General features: G+C 63.1%; 20 protein-coding genes. 5 read left to right on the top strand and 15 right to left on the bottom strand.

Going from position 1 to position 19,967, the window contains the following annotated elements:
• Nucleotides 1-2: 2 nt before the first annotated feature.
• The 7 genes from secF to FEZ60_RS01865 form a co-directional block, all read right to left on the bottom strand.
• Nucleotides 3-1,223 carry a protein translocase subunit SecF gene (secF, locus tag FEZ60_RS01895; RefSeq protein WP_045067523.1) on the bottom strand — a complete coding sequence of 407 codons (1,221 nt, stop codon included), beginning with the start codon at nt 1,221-1,223 and terminating at the stop codon, nt 3-5.
• Nucleotides 1,220-2,950 carry a protein translocase subunit SecD gene (secD, locus tag FEZ60_RS01890; protein ID WP_045067522.1) on the bottom strand — a complete coding sequence of 577 codons (1,731 nt, stop codon included), beginning with the start codon at nt 2,948-2,950 and terminating at the stop codon, nt 1,220-1,222. Before secD ends, secF begins: the two co-directional genes overlap by 4 nt.
• Nucleotides 2,951-3,078: 128 nt before the next feature.
• Nucleotides 3,079-3,426 (bottom strand): preprotein translocase subunit YajC, encoded by a 348-nt coding sequence (yajC, locus tag FEZ60_RS01885; protein ID WP_045067521.1) that lies wholly within the window; start codon nt 3,424-3,426, stop codon nt 3,079-3,081.
• Nucleotides 3,427-3,564: 138 nt separating this feature from the next.
• A complete protein-coding gene (gene ruvB, locus FEZ60_RS01880; RefSeq protein ID WP_033234671.1) occupies nt 3,565-4,662 on the bottom strand; it encodes a Holliday junction branch migration DNA helicase RuvB in 1,098 nt (365 codons plus the stop codon).
• Nucleotides 4,659-5,255, bottom strand: coding sequence for a Holliday junction branch migration protein RuvA (ruvA, locus tag FEZ60_RS01875; protein ID WP_033234672.1), 597 nt, complete (start codon nt 5,253-5,255; stop codon nt 4,659-4,661). The genes ruvB and ruvA overlap by 4 nt, the downstream gene beginning before the upstream one ends.
• The gene (gene ruvC / locus FEZ60_RS01870; RefSeq protein WP_033234673.1) at nt 5,252-5,824 is read right to left on the bottom strand and encodes a crossover junction endodeoxyribonuclease RuvC; all 573 of its coding nucleotides are present in this window, start codon (nt 5,822-5,824) and stop codon (nt 5,252-5,254) included. The genes ruvA and ruvC overlap by 4 nt, the downstream gene beginning before the upstream one ends.
• A 146-nt stretch (nt 5,825-5,970) precedes the next feature.
• Complete coding sequence (locus tag FEZ60_RS01865; protein ID WP_045067518.1) at nt 5,971-6,726, bottom strand: YebC/PmpR family DNA-binding transcriptional regulator; 756 nt, start codon at nt 6,724-6,726, stop codon at nt 5,971-5,973.
• Between the two features lie 146 nt (nt 6,727-6,872).
• Here FEZ60_RS01865 and FEZ60_RS01860 point away from each other — a divergent pair, with 146 nt between their 5' ends.
• The gene (locus FEZ60_RS01860) at nt 6,873-7,229 is read left to right on the top strand and encodes a GntR family transcriptional regulator (RefSeq protein WP_033234675.1); all 357 of its coding nucleotides are present in this window, start codon (nt 6,873-6,875) and stop codon (nt 7,227-7,229) included.
• The gene (locus tag FEZ60_RS01855; RefSeq protein WP_172935417.1) at nt 7,226-8,161 is read left to right on the top strand and encodes a hypothetical protein; all 936 of its coding nucleotides are present in this window, start codon (nt 7,226-7,228) and stop codon (nt 8,159-8,161) included. The genes FEZ60_RS01860 and FEZ60_RS01855 overlap by 4 nt, the downstream gene beginning before the upstream one ends.
• Here FEZ60_RS01855 and pdxT read toward each other — a convergent pair.
• Both pdxT and FEZ60_RS01845 read right to left on the bottom strand, forming a co-directional pair.
• Nucleotides 8,158-8,763 (bottom strand): pyridoxal 5'-phosphate synthase glutaminase subunit PdxT, encoded by a 606-nt coding sequence (gene pdxT / locus FEZ60_RS01850; protein WP_033234677.1) that lies wholly within the window; start codon nt 8,761-8,763, stop codon nt 8,158-8,160. The genes FEZ60_RS01855 and pdxT overlap by 4 nt on opposite strands.
• The gene (locus FEZ60_RS01845; protein ID WP_033234959.1) at nt 8,760-9,632 is read right to left on the bottom strand and encodes an acyl-CoA thioesterase II; all 873 of its coding nucleotides are present in this window, start codon (nt 9,630-9,632) and stop codon (nt 8,760-8,762) included. The genes pdxT and FEZ60_RS01845 overlap by 4 nt, the downstream gene beginning before the upstream one ends.
• An 89-nt stretch (nt 9,633-9,721) precedes the next feature.
• Between FEZ60_RS01845 and FEZ60_RS01840 the strand changes: the two genes are divergently transcribed.
• On the top strand, nt 9,722-10,333 hold the full coding sequence (locus FEZ60_RS01840; protein WP_346343316.1) for a hypothetical protein: 612 nt from the start codon (nt 9,722-9,724) through the stop codon (nt 10,331-10,333).
• Here FEZ60_RS01840 and FEZ60_RS01835 read toward each other — a convergent pair.
• Nucleotides 10,327-11,148: an acyl-CoA thioesterase II gene (locus FEZ60_RS01835; protein ID WP_033234679.1), complete on the bottom strand. Its 822-nt coding sequence runs from the start codon at nt 11,146-11,148 to the stop codon at nt 10,327-10,329. The two genes, FEZ60_RS01840 and FEZ60_RS01835, sit on opposite strands and share 7 nt — an antisense overlap.
• Nucleotides 11,149-11,323: 175 nt before the next feature.
• Here FEZ60_RS01835 and FEZ60_RS01830 point away from each other — a divergent pair, with 175 nt between their 5' ends.
• Nucleotides 11,324-12,622, top strand: a complete 1,299-nt coding sequence (locus tag FEZ60_RS01830) for a serine hydrolase domain-containing protein (protein WP_172935416.1) — start codon at nt 11,324-11,326, stop codon at nt 12,620-12,622.
• A 57-nt stretch (nt 12,623-12,679) separates the two neighbouring features.
• On the top strand, nt 12,680-13,108 hold the full coding sequence (locus tag FEZ60_RS01825; RefSeq protein ID WP_172935415.1) for a pyridoxamine 5'-phosphate oxidase family protein: 429 nt from the start codon (nt 12,680-12,682) through the stop codon (nt 13,106-13,108).
• Between the two features lie 28 nt (nt 13,109-13,136).
• On the opposite strand, the gene atzF is transcribed toward FEZ60_RS01825, so the two are convergent.
• Genes atzF through FEZ60_RS01800 form a run of 5 tightly spaced genes read right to left on the bottom strand, consistent with a single transcriptional unit; the run spans nt 13,137 to nt 19,894 of the window.
• Entirely contained in the window at nt 13,137-14,813 is a 1,677-nt protein-coding gene (gene atzF, locus FEZ60_RS01820) for an allophanate hydrolase (protein WP_172935414.1), read from the bottom strand.
• The gene (locus FEZ60_RS01815) at nt 14,810-16,822 is read right to left on the bottom strand and encodes a 5-oxoprolinase/urea amidolyase family protein (RefSeq protein WP_172935413.1); all 2,013 of its coding nucleotides are present in this window, start codon (nt 16,820-16,822) and stop codon (nt 14,810-14,812) included. Before FEZ60_RS01815 ends, atzF begins: the two co-directional genes overlap by 4 nt.
• The gene (locus FEZ60_RS01810) at nt 16,819-17,472 is read right to left on the bottom strand and encodes an urea amidolyase associated protein UAAP2 (RefSeq protein WP_172935412.1); all 654 of its coding nucleotides are present in this window, start codon (nt 17,470-17,472) and stop codon (nt 16,819-16,821) included. The genes FEZ60_RS01815 and FEZ60_RS01810 overlap by 4 nt, the downstream gene beginning before the upstream one ends.
• On the bottom strand, nt 17,469-18,374 hold the full coding sequence (locus tag FEZ60_RS01805; RefSeq protein WP_346343315.1) for an urea amidolyase associated protein UAAP1: 906 nt from the start codon (nt 18,372-18,374) through the stop codon (nt 17,469-17,471). Before FEZ60_RS01805 ends, FEZ60_RS01810 begins: the two co-directional genes overlap by 4 nt.
• Entirely contained in the window at nt 18,371-19,894 is a 1,524-nt protein-coding gene (locus FEZ60_RS01800; RefSeq protein WP_172935410.1) for an amino acid permease, read from the bottom strand. The genes FEZ60_RS01805 and FEZ60_RS01800 overlap by 4 nt, the downstream gene beginning before the upstream one ends.
• Between the last annotated feature and the right edge of the window lie 73 nt (nt 19,895-19,967).

The raw sequence follows: 19,967 nt of genomic DNA, 5'->3' as shown, positions 1-19,967 counted from the left end.
GATCAGTGAGCCTTCTTTTTCCGCTTTCCGGTCGGCCGAGCGCCAGGCGCGGGAGCAACTGCGGCACGTTGCGTTACCGATGCTCCGGCACCGACAGACTCTGCGGTCTTGGCACCGAGACCCTTTTCGGCAAGCGTAGCCCGGCGAGCGAGAACCTTGCGGGTGTGAACGGCCACAGGTCCCCATCGTTCCTTCATCGACACGAGGAGCGGGGTCGCGAAGAAGATCGACGAGTAGGCGCCAACGACGATGCCGACCAACTGGACGAGGGCCAGGTCCTTGAGCGTTCCGACGCCGAGCATCCACACCGCGACCACCATCAGGGCAATCACGGGCAACACACTGATGACCGTTGTGTTGATCGAGCGCATGAGCGTCTGGTTGACGGCGAGGTTCGCCTGTTCACCGTACGTGCGACGCGTCAGATGCAGGATGCCTCTCGTGTTCTCCTCCACCTTGTCGAACACGACGACGGTGTCGTACAGCGAGAAACCGAGAATGGTGAGCAGACCGATCACCGTCGCAGGTGTGACTTCGAATCCGACGAGCGCGTAGATACCCGCGGTCACGATGATGTCGAAGAACAGCGCGATGATCGCGGCTACCGCCATGTCTCTCTCGAAACGAATCGCGATATAGATACTCACGATGACCAGGAAGACGATCAGCGCGAGCAGAGCCTTCTTGGTGATCTGGCCACCCCACGTCTCGCTCACATCGGCAAAGCTGATGGCATCGCGGGACGGATTACCGTTTCTGTCCTCGGGCTGGAATTCGTCGAAGAGTGCATTCTGGAGCGTCACGATCTGCTGCGCATCGAGCGTTTCCGAGCGAATCTGCACGGTAGCACTCGAACCCGAACCCACCGTCTGCACGCTGACCGGTTCGAAACCGAGTGCTTCGGAGTACACAGTTTCGACCTGCGATGTCTCGACGCCGTCTCCGGCCGGGAACTGGATGCGCGATCCGCCCTCGAAATCGATACCGAACGTGAAACCGCGGATCAGCATTGCCAGCAGTGCGATCGCTACCAACGCGCCGGTCAGGCCGTAGTAGAACCGACGCTTGCCGACTACCTCGAATGCGCCGGTGCCGGTGTACAGACGCGACAGCAGACTATGTTTCGGCATCGAGGCCTGGTCGACCCCGGAATCTGCTGTTACGGAACGTGCTTCGCGGTCCGCCGAGGAATTTTCGGCAGAGTTGTTGTTGGACTCACTCATGCTCGTGTCTCCTTAGCCGACGCAGCGGCGGCAACCTTACGTTCGCGGGCTACCTCTTGGACTGCTCCCAATCCGTTGACGCTGGGCTTGGACCAGAACGCCGAACGGGAAGCCAGATGAACCAGAGGCCACGTCACGAGGAAGACAACTACGACGTCGAGGATGGTGGTCAGGCCGAGGGTGAACGCAAATCCGCGCACCTGGCCCACCGCCAGTAGGTACAGAACGGCGGCCGCGATGAAGCTCACGGCGTTGCCCGAGAGGATGGTGCGGCGGGCACGGGCCCAACCACGGGGTACTGCGGAACGGAAGCTGCGGCCCTCTCGCATCTCGTCCTTGATGCGTTCGAAGAATACGACAAACGAGTCGGCTGTCATACCGATACCGATGATCAGACCTGCCATGCCGGCGAGGTCGAGGGTAAACCCGATATACCGGCCGAGCAGCACCATGATGGCGTACACCATGATTCCCGAGAGGACGAGCGACAGCGCGGTCAGCACGCCAAGCATTCGGTAGTAGACGAGGCAGTACACGAGCACGAGAACAAGGCCGACTGCGCCCGCGATCAACGCTGCTTGCAGAGACGCCAGTCCGAGCGTCGCCGATACTGTCTCGGCTTCCGAAGCCGCGAACGAGAGCGGCAGCGAACCGTACTTCAGTGTGTTCGCCAGTTCCTCCGCGCTTTCCGCGGTGAAGCTGCCGGTGATCGAGGTGGCGCTACCAGCGGGCGTTGCGCCTTGAATCGTGGGCGCGCTGACGACCTTCGAGTCGAGGACAAAGGCTGCCTGCTTGCCGATGTTTGCCGCGGTGAACTGTGCCCAGGTGTTGCTGCCCGTGGTCTTGAACGACAGGCTGATCTCGTGGCGAGACTGCTGGGAGTTGAATATCGACGACGCGTCGGAGATTTCCTGGCCGTCGATGATCGAGGGGCCGAGGAGGTAGATGTACGCACCGTCCTGGGAGCATGCGACGAGCGGAAGGGTCGGGTCGTCGTTGCCACGCAGCGGATCGGCTACCGAACAGTCGAGATTCGCGACGGCCTGCTCTTGAACCGTGGGATCGGTGCTCTGACGCAGCGCGCGCGCAGCAGCGATCTCGGCTGCGGCGGCGTCACTGGCGTCGGCGGAGTCACTCGGAGCGGCCGGTGCCGGCGGCTCTGTTGTTGGCGCTGCTTCCGATGTGGGAGCGGGTTCGCTGGTTGCCGGTTCTTGTGCTGGGAACGGGCGGTTCTGCGGAGCCTGTGTGGCCGGTGCCTCCGTTGCGGGCGCCTCTGCTGCCGGTGTTTCTGCCGCCGGCGTTTCGGTGCCGGGAGCGACCGTCGTGCGGTTGGCGTCGCGAGTGGCGACATCGATCGATCCGGTCACCGGACGGATGTACAGGCGAGCCGTCTGACCCAACGACCGCGCCTGTGCACTGTCGTCGCCTGGCACCGTGATGACGAGGTTGTCACCGTCGATGAGTACCTCGGATCCGGACACGCCGAGCCCGTTGACGCGGGTCTCGATGATTTCCTTAGCCTGCTTCAGACTGTCCTGACTGGGCGCGCTGCCGTCCGGCGTGCGCGCAGTCAGCGTGACACGCGTTCCACCCTGCAAGTCGATACCGAGCTTCGGTGTGGCCGATTTATCGCCAGTAAAGAACACCAGTGCATACAGCGCCACGACCAGGACCCCGAACAGGGCTAGGTAGCGGGCTGGATGCACCGTTCCGGTGGAAGGTGCCACGATCTTTAAGTCTCCTCATTAGGTGCCGGACGTGAGCGGTCCACGACCGCTCGAGTTGCGCCGTTCGAACGTGCGGCGATGCGTTAACTACACAGTAACTCTAGAGCAGGGTCACGACGTGACTGCGTTCAGGAATCCTTGGTGAGTCGGATTTCGGTGTCAGTCGCCGATTCTTCGAACTCGGAAGACGCGTCTTCGTCGTCACTGTAATCCTCGACGACATCACTGACACGCTCGCGGATAACCAGACGCGACCAGGTGGTGACGACGCCGGGCGCAATCTCCAGTTCCACGGTGTCGTCGTCCAACGACGTGATGGTCGCGTACAGGCCGGCCGTGGTCTGCACACGGTCGCCCACCTGCAACGAATCCTGCATCTCGGAAGTCGCGGCCATGGCCTTCTTCTGCTTGCGCATGCCCAGGAACATCGGCACCAGCAGTGCGAGGATCAGGAGGGGGAAAAGCAAACTCGACATGTGTTGATCAACCTCGGTTTTGTAGCATGTTTTTCGCCACGCGGGCCCCGGATGGACCTACGCAAGACACCAGTGTGCCACTAGTTCCTTAGGAAACCCGACAGTTCGCCACTAACGGGAGGCTCCGACAACGCGAAATCACTCCGCGTCCGGGTCGAACAACGATGCTTGTGGCTCCCTGGCGCGAACCTCGATACCACCTGCAGCGGCGTCCGGTGGCGGCGTCATGCCGAGCTGTTTCCAGGCTGCAGCAGTGGCAACACGACCGCGCGGGGTCCTGGCGATCATGCCGGCGCGAACCAGGAACGGCTCGCACACCTCTTCGACAGTCGACGGTTCCTCACCGACCGCAACCGCCAAGGTGGACACTCCCACCGGGCCGCCGCCGAATGAACGCACGAGCGCACTCAACACAGATCTGTCGAGACGATCCAGTCCGAGTTGGTCGACGTCGTAAACGGCGAGAGCGGCGCGGGCGACCTCCATCGTCACGATCCCATCTGCCCTCACTTCGGCAAAATCTCGCACTCGCCGCAGCAACCGGTTGGCGATACGCGGAGTCCCTCGCGAGCGTCGAGCAATTTCGGCACTGGCATCAACTTCGAGATTCACGCCGAGGATGCCCGCCGATCGCATCAGAATCTGTTGCAGCTCATCGGGTTCGTAGAAATCCATGTGCGCGGTGAACCCGAACCGATCTCGCAGCGGACCGGTAAGGGCGCCGGATCGGGTGGTCGCCCCTACAAGGGTGAACGGCGCAACTTCCAGCGGAATCGAAGTAGCACCTGGACCCTTGCCGACCACGACGTCGACTCGGAAGTCCTCCATCGCGAGGTACAGCATTTCCTCGGCGGGACGGGCGATCCGATGAATCTCGTCGATGAAGAGAACGTCACCCTCCACCAGATTGCTCAACATCGCCGCAAGATCACCGGCCCGCTCGAGAGCCGGACCTGACGTCAACCGCAGTGAAGAACCCAGCTCACCCGCGATGATCATCGCCATCGACGTCTTGCCGAGTCCGGGCGGTCCGGACATCAGAATGTGGTCGGGTGTTCCGCCGCGCATCTTTGCCCCGGTGAGTACCAGTTGCAATTGCTCGCGCACGCGCGGTTGACCGATGAAATCGTCCAGGCTCTTGGGCCGGAGACTTGCCTCGACCTCACCGTCCCCCGCCACCAATTCGGCGCTGACCTGGGATTCGTCGTCGAAGTCGTCGATCGGGTCGAAATTCATCGAGTTTTACCGAGCAGGGAGAGAGCGGATCGAAGTGCGACGGACGTAGTTGCGGCGGGTGTTTCCGCGAGCACGGAATCCGTGGCTTGTTCGGCTTGCTTGAGCGGGAACCCGAGCCCTTCCAAGGCCTCGACAATCTGATCACGGATCGCATTTGCTGCGACTGCCCCCGACACCCCGGCGGTCGTCGGTACTGCGTCGACCTTGTCTCGCAGTTCCACAACCATGCGTTCGGCACCACGTTTTCCGATGCCAGGCACTCTCGTCAACGCGGTGAGATTGCCCTCCGAGAGCGCTCGCCGCAGCGCATCCGGCTCGAGTACCGCAAGCGTGGCCATCGCCAGGCGAGGGCCGACGCCCGACACCGTCTGGAGAAGGCTGAACAGATCCTTGGACTCGAGATCGGAGAAACCGTAGAGCGTCATCGAATCCTCACGCACGATCATCGTCGTGAAAAGCCTCGCCTCACTCCCCCGGTGCAACGCACCCAGCGTCACCGGCGTTGCGTTGACGCGGTAACCGACACCCGCAGCCTCGATAACCGCATGATCGAGAGCTATGTCGAGTACCTCGCCGCGAACCGACGCGATCATCGTGAACCTGCCTTCTTCGTGGTCTCGGCCAATTTTGCCTGATACTTACGCATCTGCTCCGCAGCCATTGCCTCGGCGCGCGCCATTCGTTCGATCATGGGTGCCCGCCAACAGTGGCAGATCGCCAGCGCGAGTGCGTCCGCCGCGTCGGCGGGTTTCGGAGCGGTTTTGAGATTGAGGATTCGAGTCACCATCGCGGTGACCTGCGCCTTGTCTGCGGTTCCGCTCCCGGTGACAGCCGCTTTCACCTCGCTGGGCGTGTGAAAGAACACGGGAATGCCACGGCGCGTGGCCGCAACCGCAACGACACCACCGGCTTGCGCCGTCCCCATTGCCGTACTGACGTTGTGTTGCGCGAATACCCGCTCGATGGCAACGACGTCAGGTTTGTACTGCTCGATCCACAGTTCCGCCGCATCCGAGATTCGGAGCAAGCGAGGTCCGAGGTCCATGTCAGCAGGCGTACGCACCACGTCGACGGCAATGGGACGCACAACTCTGCCGTTACTCCCATCGACCACACCCAACCCGCAACGGGTCAAGCCAGGGTCCACTCCGAGCACGCGCACTTTTGTCACACCTCTCCACACCGAACAGCTGTTCGATAGCTTAGCGGTGTACGGGCGAACTGCCGACATCAACACGCAACCCGGCCGCGACGATTACCGTCACGGCCGGGTTGAGCATGGCTGCGTCGAACTAGTTCAGCGTCGACCTAGTCGGCGTCGAGTGCTGCAAGCACCTCGTCGGACAGATCGATATTCGTGTAGACGTTCTGCACGTCGTCGGAATCCTCGAGCGCGTCGACGAGCTTGAAGATCTTGCGGGCGCCGTCGACGTCCAGCGGAACCTCTACGGATGCACGGAAATCGGCCTCGGCGGAGTCGTAGTCGATCTCGGCTTCCTGCAGAGCGCTGCGAACCGCGACAAGATCCTGTGGCTCACAGACGATTTCGAAGGTCTCGCCGAGATCGGTGACCTCTTCTGCGCCGGCATCGAGTACTGCCATCAACACGTCGTCCTCGGACTGCCCGTTCTTCTCGAGCGTCACGACGCCCTTGCGAGCGAACAGGTATGAGACCGAACCCGGATCGGCAAGGTTGCCGCCGTTGCGCGTCATCGCGGTACGAACTTCACCAGCTGCACGGTTGCGGTTGTCGGTCAGGCACTCGATCAGCACAGCAACACCGTTGGGCCCGTAGCCCTCGTACATGATGGTCTGCCAGTCCGCGCCGCCAGCTTCTTCACCTGCGCCGCGCTTGCGCGCACGCTCGATGTTGTCGTTGGGGACAGACGTCTTCTTAGCCTTCTGAATGGCATCGAACAACGTGGGGTTGCCCGTGGGATCGCCACCGCCGGTTCGTGCCGCCACCTCGATGTTCTTGATCAGCTTCGCGAAGGATTTGCCACGACGTGCGTCGATCACAGCCTTCTTGTGCTTGGTGGTGGCCCATTTTGAGTGGCCGCTCATGCGATTCAAGCCCCTTTCCTGCTGTGTTGCGCACGCCGAATGCGCTTCTTTCAGCTCTGACGATGTTACCCGTCCCACGTCGCCACGTGCTGCATCCCCCGCACACTAATTCGTCAAACACGAGATTGTTTGCATAGAATGCAAACATGTTGATTCGCATCGATCACGCCTCGGCGACGCCACTCGCCGATCAGATTGCGGCCGGAGTGCGCGGGGCCGTCATCCGCGGCGAGGTCGGCCCCGGTGATCGACTTCCGTCCGCTCGCGCACTCGCCGAGTCGGTTGACGTCAATCTGCACACCGTTCTGCGTGCGTACGCGGCGCTGCGCGACGAGGGCCTCATCGATCTACGACGCGGGCGCGGCGCCGTCATCCGCGCCGAGTTCGATTCCGGCGCAACAGCTCTCCACGAATCAGCACGAGAGTTTGTCCGCCAGGCCCGCAATCTGGGTCTCGACACAGCCCACATGCTCGACCTCATCAAGGAGACCAGCACACAATGACGACCAGCAAGCTCCGGCTCTGGACCGCAGCCTCGTTGACCTTCATCCCCACGGCGGTGTTGATCGTGGCACGCCTACTGTGGGGCGATCAGCTTCCGCACACTGTCGCCAGTCACTGGTCCGGATCGACGCCGGACGGATTCGCCACAACCACAACGTTCTTCGCCATCACACTGGTGGTGTCGTTGATCGCCTCCGTCGTTGCCGCGGTCACGGCGCTTCGTGCGGGCGACTCCGCTCCCCTGCTGTTGTCCGTCACAGCCACCGCAGCCGCGACGTCAGCGACGATCTGGATCCTCAGCGTTGCCTTGACCCTCGACGCCGGCGCCCCGGAGAACGCACGTATCGGGTGGTGGATAGCTCTTCCCATCGCTGCGGCAATGACGGGAATCGCCGCTTGGGCGCTCACCTCACGGGGCGGAGCCAATGCCGAACCGCTGCTCCCCACCCCGACGCTGGACACACCGCTCACTGCCACCGAACGCGCAGCGTGGATCGGCCGCGCACACAGCGTCTGGCCGTGGGTCCTCTCCGCCGGTCTGACAGCACTCACGGTCGGCACCGCCGCATATTCCGACTGGTGGGTAGCTGTCATCCTGCTCGCCGCCACCGTCATGACAGCAGCTTTCGCGTCCGTCACGGTCCGCGTGGATAATTCCGGAGTGAGCATCAGCTCGTGGGGCATCCGGTGGAAGAAGATTGCCATCTCGAGAGTGAAGTCCGCGTCGGCCGACGCCATCCGGCCCGTTGAGTGGGGTGGATACGGCTATCGCATCACTCCACGCGGCACGGCGGTGACACTGCGCTCCGGCGAGGCAATCGTGCTCACGCTCGAGACCGGGCGCGTTTTCGCCGTCACCGTCGACCACCCGGAAGATGGTGTCCGACTCCTCAATTCACTCGTCCAACAGGCTGGCGCTCGCGAAATCTAGCCCCGAACCAGGTCGACGAAGAGCTCGTGCACACGACGGTCCCCCGTCACCTCCGGATGGAACGACGTCGCAATCACCGAACCTTGCCGAACAGCCACGATCCGGCCGGCAGCTTCGCCTGCTGCCGCCGGCACCTGGGCAAGAACCTCGACGCCCGGGCCTACCCGTTCCACCCACGGCGCGCGAATGAACACGGCCCGGACGGGATCTCCGACAATGCCCTCGAATTCGAGATCCGATTCGAACGAATCGACCTGACGTCCGAAAGCGTTGCGGCGCACGGTCATATCAATGGCATTGAGGTGCTCGGCATCGGGCCGGGTGTCGAGCACCTCGCTGGCCAGCAAGATCATGCCGGCGCACGATCCGTAGGCAGGCAGTCCACCGCGAAGCCGTTCGCGAAGCGGTTCGAGCAATTCGAAAACCTGCAGAAGCCGGCTCATCGTTGTCGATTCACCGCCGGGAATCACGATGCCGTCAACCTTGTCGAGCTCCTCGGGACGGCGCACACCCACGGCATCCGCCCCCGAATCCGCCAAGGCGGCAAGGTGCTCCCGCACGTCACCCTGGAGTGCGAGTACACCGATCAACGGACGAGTCATGCCTGTGTTCCTACCTTGTCTTCACTACCCGAGGGGTCTTCACTAACCGAGGGCTCGCGTTCTATCCGCGATAGGCCTTCCTGGACTACCGCTGCCACCATATTGCCGCTTCGATCGTAAATGCGCCCCTGCGTCAGCGCTCGCCCGAACCCGGCCGACGGCGACGTCTGGTCGTACATCAACCATTCGTCGGCCCGGAACGGACGCAGGAACCACATCGCATGATCGAGTGAGGCATTCTGCGTCTTGACGTCCTTGTGCGGCACATTCGAGGTGTTGAGCAGCGTCATGTCACTCAGATAGGCCAAGGTACAGATGTGCAGAAGTGGGCGATCCGGCAAGGTGTTGCGGTAACGGATCCAAACCCGCTGCTGCGCAGGCATATCCGGTGCCGAGTTCGCAACGTCTGCAGGCACGATTCGCAGATCCCAGTTCCGCCACTCCTCGTGAAGCGGTGTTCCGGCAAAATCGGGAATGGTCAACGGGTCCGGCAGTTCCTCCGGCATCGGGACATTCGGCATCCGGTCCTGATGCTCGATGCCCTGGTCTTCGACGTGGAACGACGCCGACATCGAGAAGATCGTCTTCCCGTCCTGGACGGCGTTCACCCGGCGTGTGCAGAACGAGCGCCCGTCACGGATCCGGTCCACGAGATACACCGTGGGAATCTTGGGATTACCCGGCCGCAGAAAATATCCGTGCAACGAATGCACGTGGAAGCGCTCGTCAACGGTGCTGACTGCGGATACCAGAGACTGGCCGGCTACCTGTCCACCGAAGGTGCGCTGCATGACAGTGGGGTGAACTGCCCCTCTGAAAATATCCTTTTCCAGCGTTTCGAGCTCGAGGATCTCCTCGATACCAATCATGTGTCCTCCGGCAGAGTAGAGGCCGACAGCGCCGGCGGGCAACGGGTTCACATTATCGGTTCACCGCCCGCACACGGCACCATGGTGGCGTGAACGCCTTCATCCCCTCGACCCCGCAGGCCCTGGCCGAACAGGTTGTATCGCTCTGTGAATCACACCCGACAGTTGCGGTGGTGGCGCTGGACGGTGCTGATTGCGCTCGGCCGGTCGAACTAGCCGAGTTGATCGGTGTTGCCGCGCAGTCGCGGCAACGTCCGAGTGCTGTTGTCTCTCTTCACGACTACGTGCGGCCGGCGTCGTTGCGGCTCGAGTTCGGGCACGAAGATCCGCTGAGCTATCGAACGATGTGGTTCGACTACGACGCTCTGGACCGTGAAGTCGTGACGGCGGCGCGGGCGCGTCGTACGTGGCTTCCCCAACTGTGGGACGAGACAGCAGACCGGTCGGCACGCTCATCCCGCCGAACCGTTCACGAGCGAACGGTGATCATTGTCGCCGGACCGATGCTGCTTGGCCGCGGTCTCGACTTCGACGTCACCGTCCGATTGAACATGTCCGAGGCGGCGATCCGGCGGCACACACCGCCTGCACAGCTGTGGACCGTCGACCCGCTACTCGAGCATCAGGGTGGCGTGACCGACCGGATCGATCTGGACGTGCGTTACGACCACCCCGCTCGACCTGCCGTTCGCGTCTACTGAGTACGAAGGTGACGCGTCAAACCTTCCTGAACCACCGCGGCGACCATGTTTCCGCGCCGGTCGAAAATCCGTCCCTGAGTCAGCGCGCGACCGAACCCGGCCGACGGCGAGGTCTGGTCGTACAACAACCACTCGTCCGCCCGAAACGGGCGCAGGAACCACATTGCGTGATCGAGCGATGCGGCCTGCATTGGTGTGTCCTTGTGCGGGATACGAGAGGATCCCAGCAAGGTCATGTCGCTCATGTACGCGAGGGCACACACGTGGAAGACCGGGTCATCCGGTAGTGCCTCCCGCGAGCGGAACCACACTTGCTGCTGAGCCGCGGCGCCTGGACGCTTGCTGATATCAGCTTGTGGGACGAGCCGTAGGTCCCAGTCTGCCCATTCGCGAGCCAGCCACGCGGTCTCGCCGTCGTCGGAGTCGGTGGCCAGGCCCAGCGTCTCAGGGTCGGGCACAGGCGGCATCTCGTCCTGGTGCTCGATGCCCTCGTCTTGAACGTGGAACGACGCCGACATCGTGAAGATCGCCTGCCCGTCTTGGATTCCTGTCACCCGTCGTGTGGCAAAAGATCGGCCATCGCGCACGCGGTCGACCAGAAAGACAGTGGGCTCCTTCGGGTTTCCGGGTCGGAGAAAATATCCGTGCAGGGAATGAACCAAGAATTCCGGATCAACGGTACGCACGGCCGAGACAAGTGCCTGACCTGCCACTTGCCCACCGAATGTTCGGGGCAGCGTGGTCTCCGCAATTATCCCTCGGAAAATGTCGCGTTCGAGGCGTTCCAGTTCCAGAATTTCTTCGATCGTCGCCATCGCTACTCCCGTTCTCCGCATCCGCCGAATTCTCACCGACAGTCACACAATGCCTGATGGTGGACAAATTCAGCGAATTCAACCAGCGCAGACACGCGAAACACCTAAAACGGACACGGTCGTTCTTTACGATTCAAGTTACAGCTGAATTCGCGATCGCAGACCGGGAGAACCCATGCGCCGTCACAGCACAACAGCAGCCGTCGCTTTGACGATGAGCCTCGTCGCCCTGACCGGGTGCGGCACCTCGTCGGAGGTGACGGATTCCTCCGACGTGTCGCAGACTGAGGTCACGTCAACCAGCAATGGCGCAGCTCCGGCATATGCGGCAACCTTGCAGCCGACCATCGAGAAACTGATGAAAGACAACGTCATTCCCGGCGCAGTGGTGCTGATCTCGTCGCCGACACAAGGCGACTGGACCGCGACATTCGGCACACAGGTCATCGGCGAGGACAAACCGATGTCACTGAACGACTATTTCCGCGTCGGAAGCAATACCAAGACCATGACGTCGACGGTCATTCTCCAGTTGGTGCAGGAAGGAAAACTCAGCCTGGACGATCCCATCGGCAAGTACATCGACGGGGTGCCCAACGGCGACACGATCACCATTGCGCAGCTATCCGACATGCACAGCGGGCTGTACAGCTATTCCTTCGACCCACAATTCAACGCGACGCTCGACAACGACCCGCAGAAGGCGTGGACACCGGAGGAATTGCTGGCCATCGCGTTCTCCCACCCCGTCGATTTTGCTCCGGGCGAGAAGTTCGAGTACAGCAATACCAACATCGTGTTGCTCGGCCTGCTCATCGAAAAACTCACCGATATGACTGCGGCACAAGCATTCCAGGAGCGCATCTACGAACCCCTCGGGTTGACACACACCTCCTTGCCGGACGCAACCGATTCCTCGATCCCCGACCCCCATCCACAGGGCTATTCCTTCGGCACCAATGTCTCCACGATCGACACCTTCGCCCTCCCTGAACCAGAACTGAGCGCAGCGCTGGCCGGCACCTTGAAGCCGAACAACGAGACCGATGCCAACCCGTCCTGGACGTGGACGGCGGGCGGCGCAATTTCGACGGTCGGAGATCTGGCTACCTACGTCAAAGCCCTTGTCGGCGGCGGGTTGCTGAATGACGACATGCAGAAGATTCGCCTCGACAGCATTCAACCCACTGATCCGAGCAATCCCTCGGCCGCCGGCTACGGTTTGGGCATCGCACGCTTCGGACCTGCCCTGATCGGCCACGACGGCCAGATTCCCGGATTCATGTCATTCATGGCCCACGACCCGAACACCGACCTCACCATTGTGATCGCCACCAACCTGGCGACGGTACCGAGCGGTGAGGGATCGGCGCTGGTTCTGGCCAAGGGCATCATTCCCACCTTCTACGGCGGGGGCGGCGTACCCGGCGGTGACCCCGCGGCGGTACCCGCGGCGCCAACACCGACCCGCTGACTAGTGATCTTCGTCCAACTCGCCCGATTAGTCCCCTCTCGCGTGAGAAAATAAGACATGACCGCCAACGATCTCTCCTCGAACTCACCAGTCGCCGTACTCGCAGCCGAAGAAAGCTGGAAGCTGCTGAGCCAAGCCACATTGGGCCGGATTGTGGTCGGAGCTTCCGGACACGTGGACATTTTTCCGGTCAATTACGTGGTCGATGACAACCACATCTACTTCCGCACCGCGGAGGGAGCCAAACTCGTCGAACTGACCATCAACGATCGCGTTCTGTTCGAAGCCGATCACGTTGGCCCAGAACAGGGATGGAGCGTCGTAGTACGCGGAACCGCGCGGGTCATCACGTCGTTCACCGAAACCGCCAAAATCGACGAATTGGGGTTGCGGTCCTGGATTCCGACGCCCAAGTACAACGTTGTCGAGATCACCGCATCCGAAATTACCGGCCGCGCCGTGAAATTCGATCACAACCAGAGCTGAGCGCAATCGAAACGCACCACTAGCCAGGTCAGCCCACCGCCCCGGCCGACAGCGCAGCCTGCCAGCCTCCGTACTCGCTGATGTCTTTGCCCGTGGACGCCGCCTCCTGGTCACAGCCGAACCCGGTTCCCCAACTGCCGTCGTCGAATTCGACCGATCCGAGCATCATCGGCGTCGGCAGTGCCGCGAGAAATGTGCCGAGCGCGGCGGGAGTGAGTTGCCAGCGCTCCCCCACAATCGACACGCCGCCCTCGCTCACCCGGATCAATCCTGGTTTAGGTGGCGCGGTGTCCAGCGCACTGAGTCGGTAGCGCGGAGCGGTGGCTACCGGCCCACACCAGCGGGCACCGAGTCCGGCCAGCTGATGCTCGAGCGGCTGACCGCGCAGGTGAGCGCCGAATACTGCCAGCTCGACCGTGTCCGCGGGCGCTGAAGTCCATCCGGTTGCCTGGTCGCCATTCACCATCGCCGCGATGTCAGCAGCGACGCCGTCCTCGAACGCACGGCCCAGCACCGTCACCCCGAACTGCGCATTGCCTGCCCTACCGGCAGGAACCGCGACAGCTGACAGGTCGAAGAGATTGCAGAAGTTGGTGTACGTGCCCATACGGGAGTTCACGCCGATCGGATCAGCCGCAACCTCGGCGATCGTCGGATGTTCCGGGGCCGTCGGCACCATGAGGGCATCGAGTCCGTCGAGCTCCTTCATCGCCCGGTTCCGCAACTGCGCCAACAATTCCCGGTCCGCGAGTAGTCGATGTGCCGGTATGACTCCGGCCGGCGCAATGATCGAACGTACCGTCGGGTCCACCGCATCGGCGTGCGCGTCGACGAATTCGCCTACCGCCGCATATCTTTCAGCGACAAGCGCACCGTCGTACAGCAGCTTCGCGGCGTCGAGGAAAAGCGTCAGGTCAATCTCGACTACCTCGGCACCCGCAGCCCGCAGCTGTTCGACAGCTGCTCCGAACGCTGCCGCCCACTGCTCGTCGAGTCCGGGCAACACAGCTGGAACTGCGACGCGTGGCCGCGGCGGCGCGGCCAACCGGACGTCGCTCGGCCACTGGCGGCCCGGTGCGCCTGATGCCATCACGGCCATCGCAGACTCGGCGCCGGCCAGATCCGCGGCGAAAATGGTCACGCAATCGTAGGAACTGCACGCCGGGACCACTCCCTCGGTCGAGACGACCCCGACGGTCGGCTTGATGCCGACAATGCCCTGCAGACCTGCTGGAACACGGCCGGACCCTGCGGTGTCGGTACCGATCGCGATGTCGACCAGCCCGAGCGCAACAGCTACCGCGGATCCAGAACTCGAGCCACCCGAGATGTACTCCGGCCGACGCGAGTCGCGTACCGCGCCGTGCGGGCTGCGTGTGCCGACCAGTCCGGTCGCGAACTGGTCGAGATTCGTCTTACCCAGCACTACTGCGCCCGCCGCCCGCAGAGCCGCAACGGCGGCCGCGTCGACCGCGGGTGTGTAGGCGAACTCGGGACATCCGGCGGTGGTGGGTAAGCCGGCCACGTCGACGTTGTCCTTGACTGCGAGCACCAGACCTCGTAGCGGCAGGTCAGCGGTGGAGGCATCGACGCGCGCGGCCTCGGCCATCGCGTCGACCTCGGGGCGCAGGTGTATCCAGATCTCCGGCCGGTCGACGCGCTCGATCGACCGATATGCCGCCGATACCCGCTCGGTCGCGCTCACGCGGCTACCTCCTTGACTGTTGTTGTGGTGCGGGCAAACTCACCCGCAGCTGACCAGGCGTCCCGCTCGGCGCCGAACGCGACTGCCTGGGTTGCACGGAATTCCGCAATGGAGTCCGCATTGTCGGTCAGGAACTGCTCGTGTTCGGCGAGGGAGAAACTGCCGTCGGTGATCTGCACGCCGCCGGGCCCACCTGCCGCCGTCTCGGCGCGCAGTTCGAGCAACTCGTCCGGCTCGACGGGATACCAGGAGATCCGGTCGAAGAACCGTAGCAACCAGGGCGTACCGTCCTCGAACGGTCCGGACTTCTCGGGATAACGGTGATTCCACACCTGGGTGGTGCGTCCCACGAACTGGTAGCCACCTGGCCCCTCCATGCCGTAAATGCACAGGTACGCTCCGCCGATACCGACCGCGTTCTCCGGCGTCCAGGTACGTGCCGGGTTGTACTTGGTGGTGACCAACCTGTGTCGCGGGTCGAGCGGAGTGGCAACCGGCGCACCGAGATAGACGTCGCCGAGTCCAAGGACGAGGTACTCGGCGTCGAAGACCGTGTCGAAGACGTCAGCGACCGAATCCAGCCCGTTCATGCGCCGAATGAACTCGATGTTCCACGGGCACCACGGCGCATCGGCACGAACACCGTGCATGTAGCGCTTGATCGCCTCGCGGGTGGACGGGTCGTCCCAGGACAAGGGCATCCGCACCGATCGGCTGGGGACCACGAGTTCGGACGAATCCGGGATCTGTTCCTCAGCTTCGGCGAGCAAACCCATCAGCTTCGACACCGGAAGCACATCAGGGTCGACGCGCACCTGCAGCGACCGGATGCCGGGGGTGAGATCGAGTAGCCCAGCCGGCTTCTCTGCCTCGAGACGCTGATGCAGCGCGTGCGCCCGCGCCCGGAGCGCGAGGTCGAGCGTCATGTCCCCGTATTCGACAAGAACGTTGTCGTCGCCCGAGCGGCGATACGTCACCGCAGTCTTGCCGTCGCGGCGGGCGATCACTCCGTCGTCCCCGTCGCCGCCGTCGCTGAACACTGCCGGCAGGCTCGCGCGCCGACTCAGGCCCAGTTGACCTTTCGATGCGGCACGATCGGCGCGGATCGGCACAAATCGAACCGTATCGCCGGGGCTCAGTTGGCCGAGCTTCCACCGTTCCGCGGATACGACGGTGACCGGGCAGACAAATCCACCCAGACTCGGACCGTCCGGCCCGAGCAGGATGGGGGTGTCACCGGTGAAGTCCAGTGCGCCAACCGAATAGGCGTTGTCGTGAATGTTGGAGGGGTGCAGTCCGGCCTCGCCGCCGTCGTTGCGCGCCCAATCAGGCTGCGGACCGATCAACCGGACGCCCGTTCGATCGGAGTTGAAGTGCACCTCGTAGTCGGTGGCGTACAGCGTGTCGATATCGTTGCGGGTGAAGAACTCCGGTGCGCCGTGTGGACCCTCGGTAACGGCGATCTCCCAGCGGCCACCGATCACCGGTACGTGTTCCATCGGAACTGGTTGGGCGGCATCGGGGTTGCATGGCCCCGCTCCGCAGCTCAACACGTCACCCTCGCGTAGCGTCCGCCCCTCGTGACCGCCGAACTTGCCGAGCGTGAACGTCGCTCCGCTGCCCAGGTAGTCGGGCACGTCGATCCCGCCGCGGACCAGCACGTAGATCCGTAGTCCCGGACCTGTTGTCGCCCCGACGTCGAGGACACCGCCGGCGGGAACCTGCACCGGCGCCCAGGCCCGGACCTGCAGTCCGTTCACTCGGACAATGGCAGGTGCGCCCGTGACACACACGACGGTGGCCTCGGCGAATCGCAGTGCTGGTCCGGCCATCGTGCATTCGAGCCCGGCGGCTCCCGGTTCGTTCCCGAGTGCTTCGTTGCCGAGCCTGAAAGACAGGTCGTCCATCGGGCCTGACGGGGGCACGCCGATCTGCCAGTAGCCGACGCGACCTGGCCAGTCCTGGACGGTGCTCAACATACCGGGGCGCTGAACGGCGATCTCGGTCATCGCTCTTCCTCCGGACGGGTCACGATCATCCGTACCTCTGTGGGGTCGAAACCGTTGCAGGGGTTGTTGATCTGCGGGCAGTTCGATACGAGTACAAGCGTGTCGATCTCAGCGCGCAGGGCGAGGCGCTTACCCGGCGCGGAGAGCCCGTCGACAATGCCGAGTGTGCCGTCCGCGTCGACCGGAACATTCATGAAGAAATTGATGTTGGAGACCAAGTCTCGTTTACCAAGGCCCCACTTGGCTCCCTCGATCAGGAAGTTCTCGACACACGCGTGCTGATGCTTGGTGTGGTGGCCGTAGCGCAGGGTGTTCGACTCCTGCGAGCACGCGCCACCGACGGTGTCATGGTTGCCGACCTCGTCACCGACAAGCGTCATCAGAGCTGTTCCGTCGTCGGCGCGAAGCACGGACCCCGTCGTGAGAAACAGATTGCGCTGAGCTGCAACGGTTGCGGCAGCTGAATACCGAACACCATGATCATCGGCAGCATAGAAGAGGGAGTCGACGGCTTGATTGCCGTGCAGGTCGACGATGGTCAGGACGTCGCCGGCCCGAACGATCGCGGACCAGGGTCCACGGGCGCCGACAGTGTCATCAAGGATCACGGCTCCGGGGACAAGAGCGGGAGTGTCTACGGCGGTGGTCATTTGGCGTCCCTTCCGAGCTGTGCATCATTGACTGGCTGTGCTTCATTGACGGGCTGTGCTTCATTGACGGGCTTGGCGGCGTTCCAGGCGTCCTCGGTGTTGAGGACTGCGCGGCGGTACTCGGGATCGTTGTTCGGCAGAGCCTCCAGATCCTCGGGTGCCGTCCATGCCACTACCTCGAGGGAGGTGGTGCCGAACGTGGTGGCCGGGTCAAGCGGGTGTGCGGTATTGGCGATCAGCACGATCACCGGGAGATGGATCAGCAGCTCCAGCTCCGTTCCGGCGCCGGCATTTCCGGTGCTGGTGAGTCCGCCGTCGGACTCGACGCGCACTCCGTGAAACAGTGTCAGCACCGGCGGCAGGTCACGCGCGGTCAGACCATGTTTGGCCGCAGCCAGTGTCAGCAGTTCCCGGCCCGCGGGCGCACCCGAATGGACGGATCCTTCGCCGTACTTGGCTGTGTTCGTAGCCAGTGAAGTGGTTCCGCAGAACGCGTCGTGGTGACCGGAGGTATCGGCCACAACGGTGGCCAGCACCCGTCCCTGGTCGGAGAGCAGCGGATGCCCCACCCTCAGGTACGCCTGCCACGGCACCTTGACGGTATCGGCGATGTTGAGCCGCTCGTGCGGAGCGTCGGCCCGGTACAGCAGCAGGTTCGCGCAGGCACTGCCGGCGATGTCGCGCAATCGGAGCCGCGTGCCGCGGGCCAGCACCTTCGAGGTGTAGCGGCCGCCGGGCACAGTCTCCGCCCAGGTGAGCCGGTCAGCGTCGATACCGGCCGGAGGCGTGGGCCAATCGTAGGCGGGAAGGACGGGCATCGAGTCGGTGATCGCACCGGCCTGCGAGCGGGCGTGTTCGCGGGCGGCTGCTGTGGTGTCGGTGGCAGTGTCGGTCGTGGTCACTTCGTAGCTCCAATCGTGACGGGGTTCGGAACGGTTTTGCCGCGCGGGTAGCAGAGAGCGCCCACCAGGACGACGGCAATCACGGTGATCGGGGCGGCCCATTGCAGGATCGGCATGTCACCGGACGGGTTGAAGATTTCGGCGCGCGGCCAGGACAGGTTGATCACCATTGCGGCTCCGTACAGCACCGCCGCGATGTTGACCGGGACGCCGAAGACGCCCAGTGAGAACAGCTTTCGGCCTTCGGAGTCGTACTGGACATCTCCGTGCGGCCAGCCTTGCAACCGTCGACGCAGCAGCGGAACGGTCACCATCAGGTAGGCAAGGTAGATCAGCACGATGCACACACTCGACAGTGTCGTGAAGATTGCCGAGTTCCCGACGTTGACCGCGAGCACCAGGATGCAAGCGATACCGATCAGGACGGACGGCGCGATGGGAGTTCCGGTGCGGGCGTTGACCTTCGAGAGGGTCTTCGATGCGGGCAGGCGGCCGTCGCGGGCCATGGAGAACATCAACCGGGACGCAGCGGTCTGAATCGCGAGGGTACAGACGAATACCGCGATAGCGACGTCGATCAGCAGCAGGGTGCCCCACGGGGAGCTCAGGATTGCGCCGAGCACGTACGGCAGGCCTTCGGTTGCGAGCCGACCGTCGGTGAGGCTCGGCGCTGCCATCAGCGCGCCGACGATCATCAGGCCACCACCAAGAGCAGACACCGACAGTGCCAACCGAATGGTGCGCGGTGCGACGCGACGCGGATTGCGGGTCTCCTCGGCGAGTTCGCCTGCCGAGCCGAAGCCGACCATGACGTACGCGGCCATCAATCCCGAGACAATCCAGGCCCAGATGTAGCCGGGCTCGCTGCCTGCGGCGCCGGTGTCGAATACCACCTGCGGGCCACGCTGAGCGTGGGTGAAGAACATGCCGATCACCGCGATGACGCCGATGATCTCGCAGGTCACACCGATATTGTTGATGCGCGACATCCAGTTGACACCAATACAGTTGATCGTTGTCGTGAGCACCAACAGCACCGAACCGAGCAGTACCGCGTTGGTCGCGCCACTCGACGATGTCAGCGAGCTGTCCTCGCCGACGATCTGAAATCCGCTCCACACGTTTGGCAACACCACCTGCAGGGCGATCGCCGCCGCAGAGGCGGTAACGATCTGCGCGATGATCATGAACCATCCGGCAAACCACCCGATGATCTCGCCGCCCATCCGCCGGGACCACTGGTAGATAGCCCCTGAGATCGGATACCGCGCAGCAAGTTCGGCGAAGCTCAGCGCCACCATGAACTGGCCCAGGAACACACAGGGCCACGTCCAGAAGAATGCCGGTCCGGCAAAGCTGAAGCCGAGTCCGAACAACTGGAAGATCGTGGTCAGGATGGAGACGAACGAGAAGCCGGCCGCGAACGAGGCGAACTTGCCGAGCGAGCGGTGCAGTTGCTGCTCGTAGCCGAACTCGGCGAGGTCGTTGTCGTCGCTGGGCTTAGGTGCCGCGATCGTCATTGATTCTCCTGGGGCCTGGGGGCTGTATTCCTGTCAGTTGACAGTTTTCTGCGCTCCCGTTCCCTACTGGTGT

Source organism: Rhodococcus sp. MS16 (assembly GCF_013277795.1).
GTDB classification, from domain to species: domain Bacteria; phylum Actinomycetota; class Actinomycetes; order Mycobacteriales; family Mycobacteriaceae; genus Rhodococcus_F; species Rhodococcus_F globerula.
Note: the sequence above shows the minus strand (reverse complement) of the source record. Positions and strands in the feature narration are given on the sequence as shown.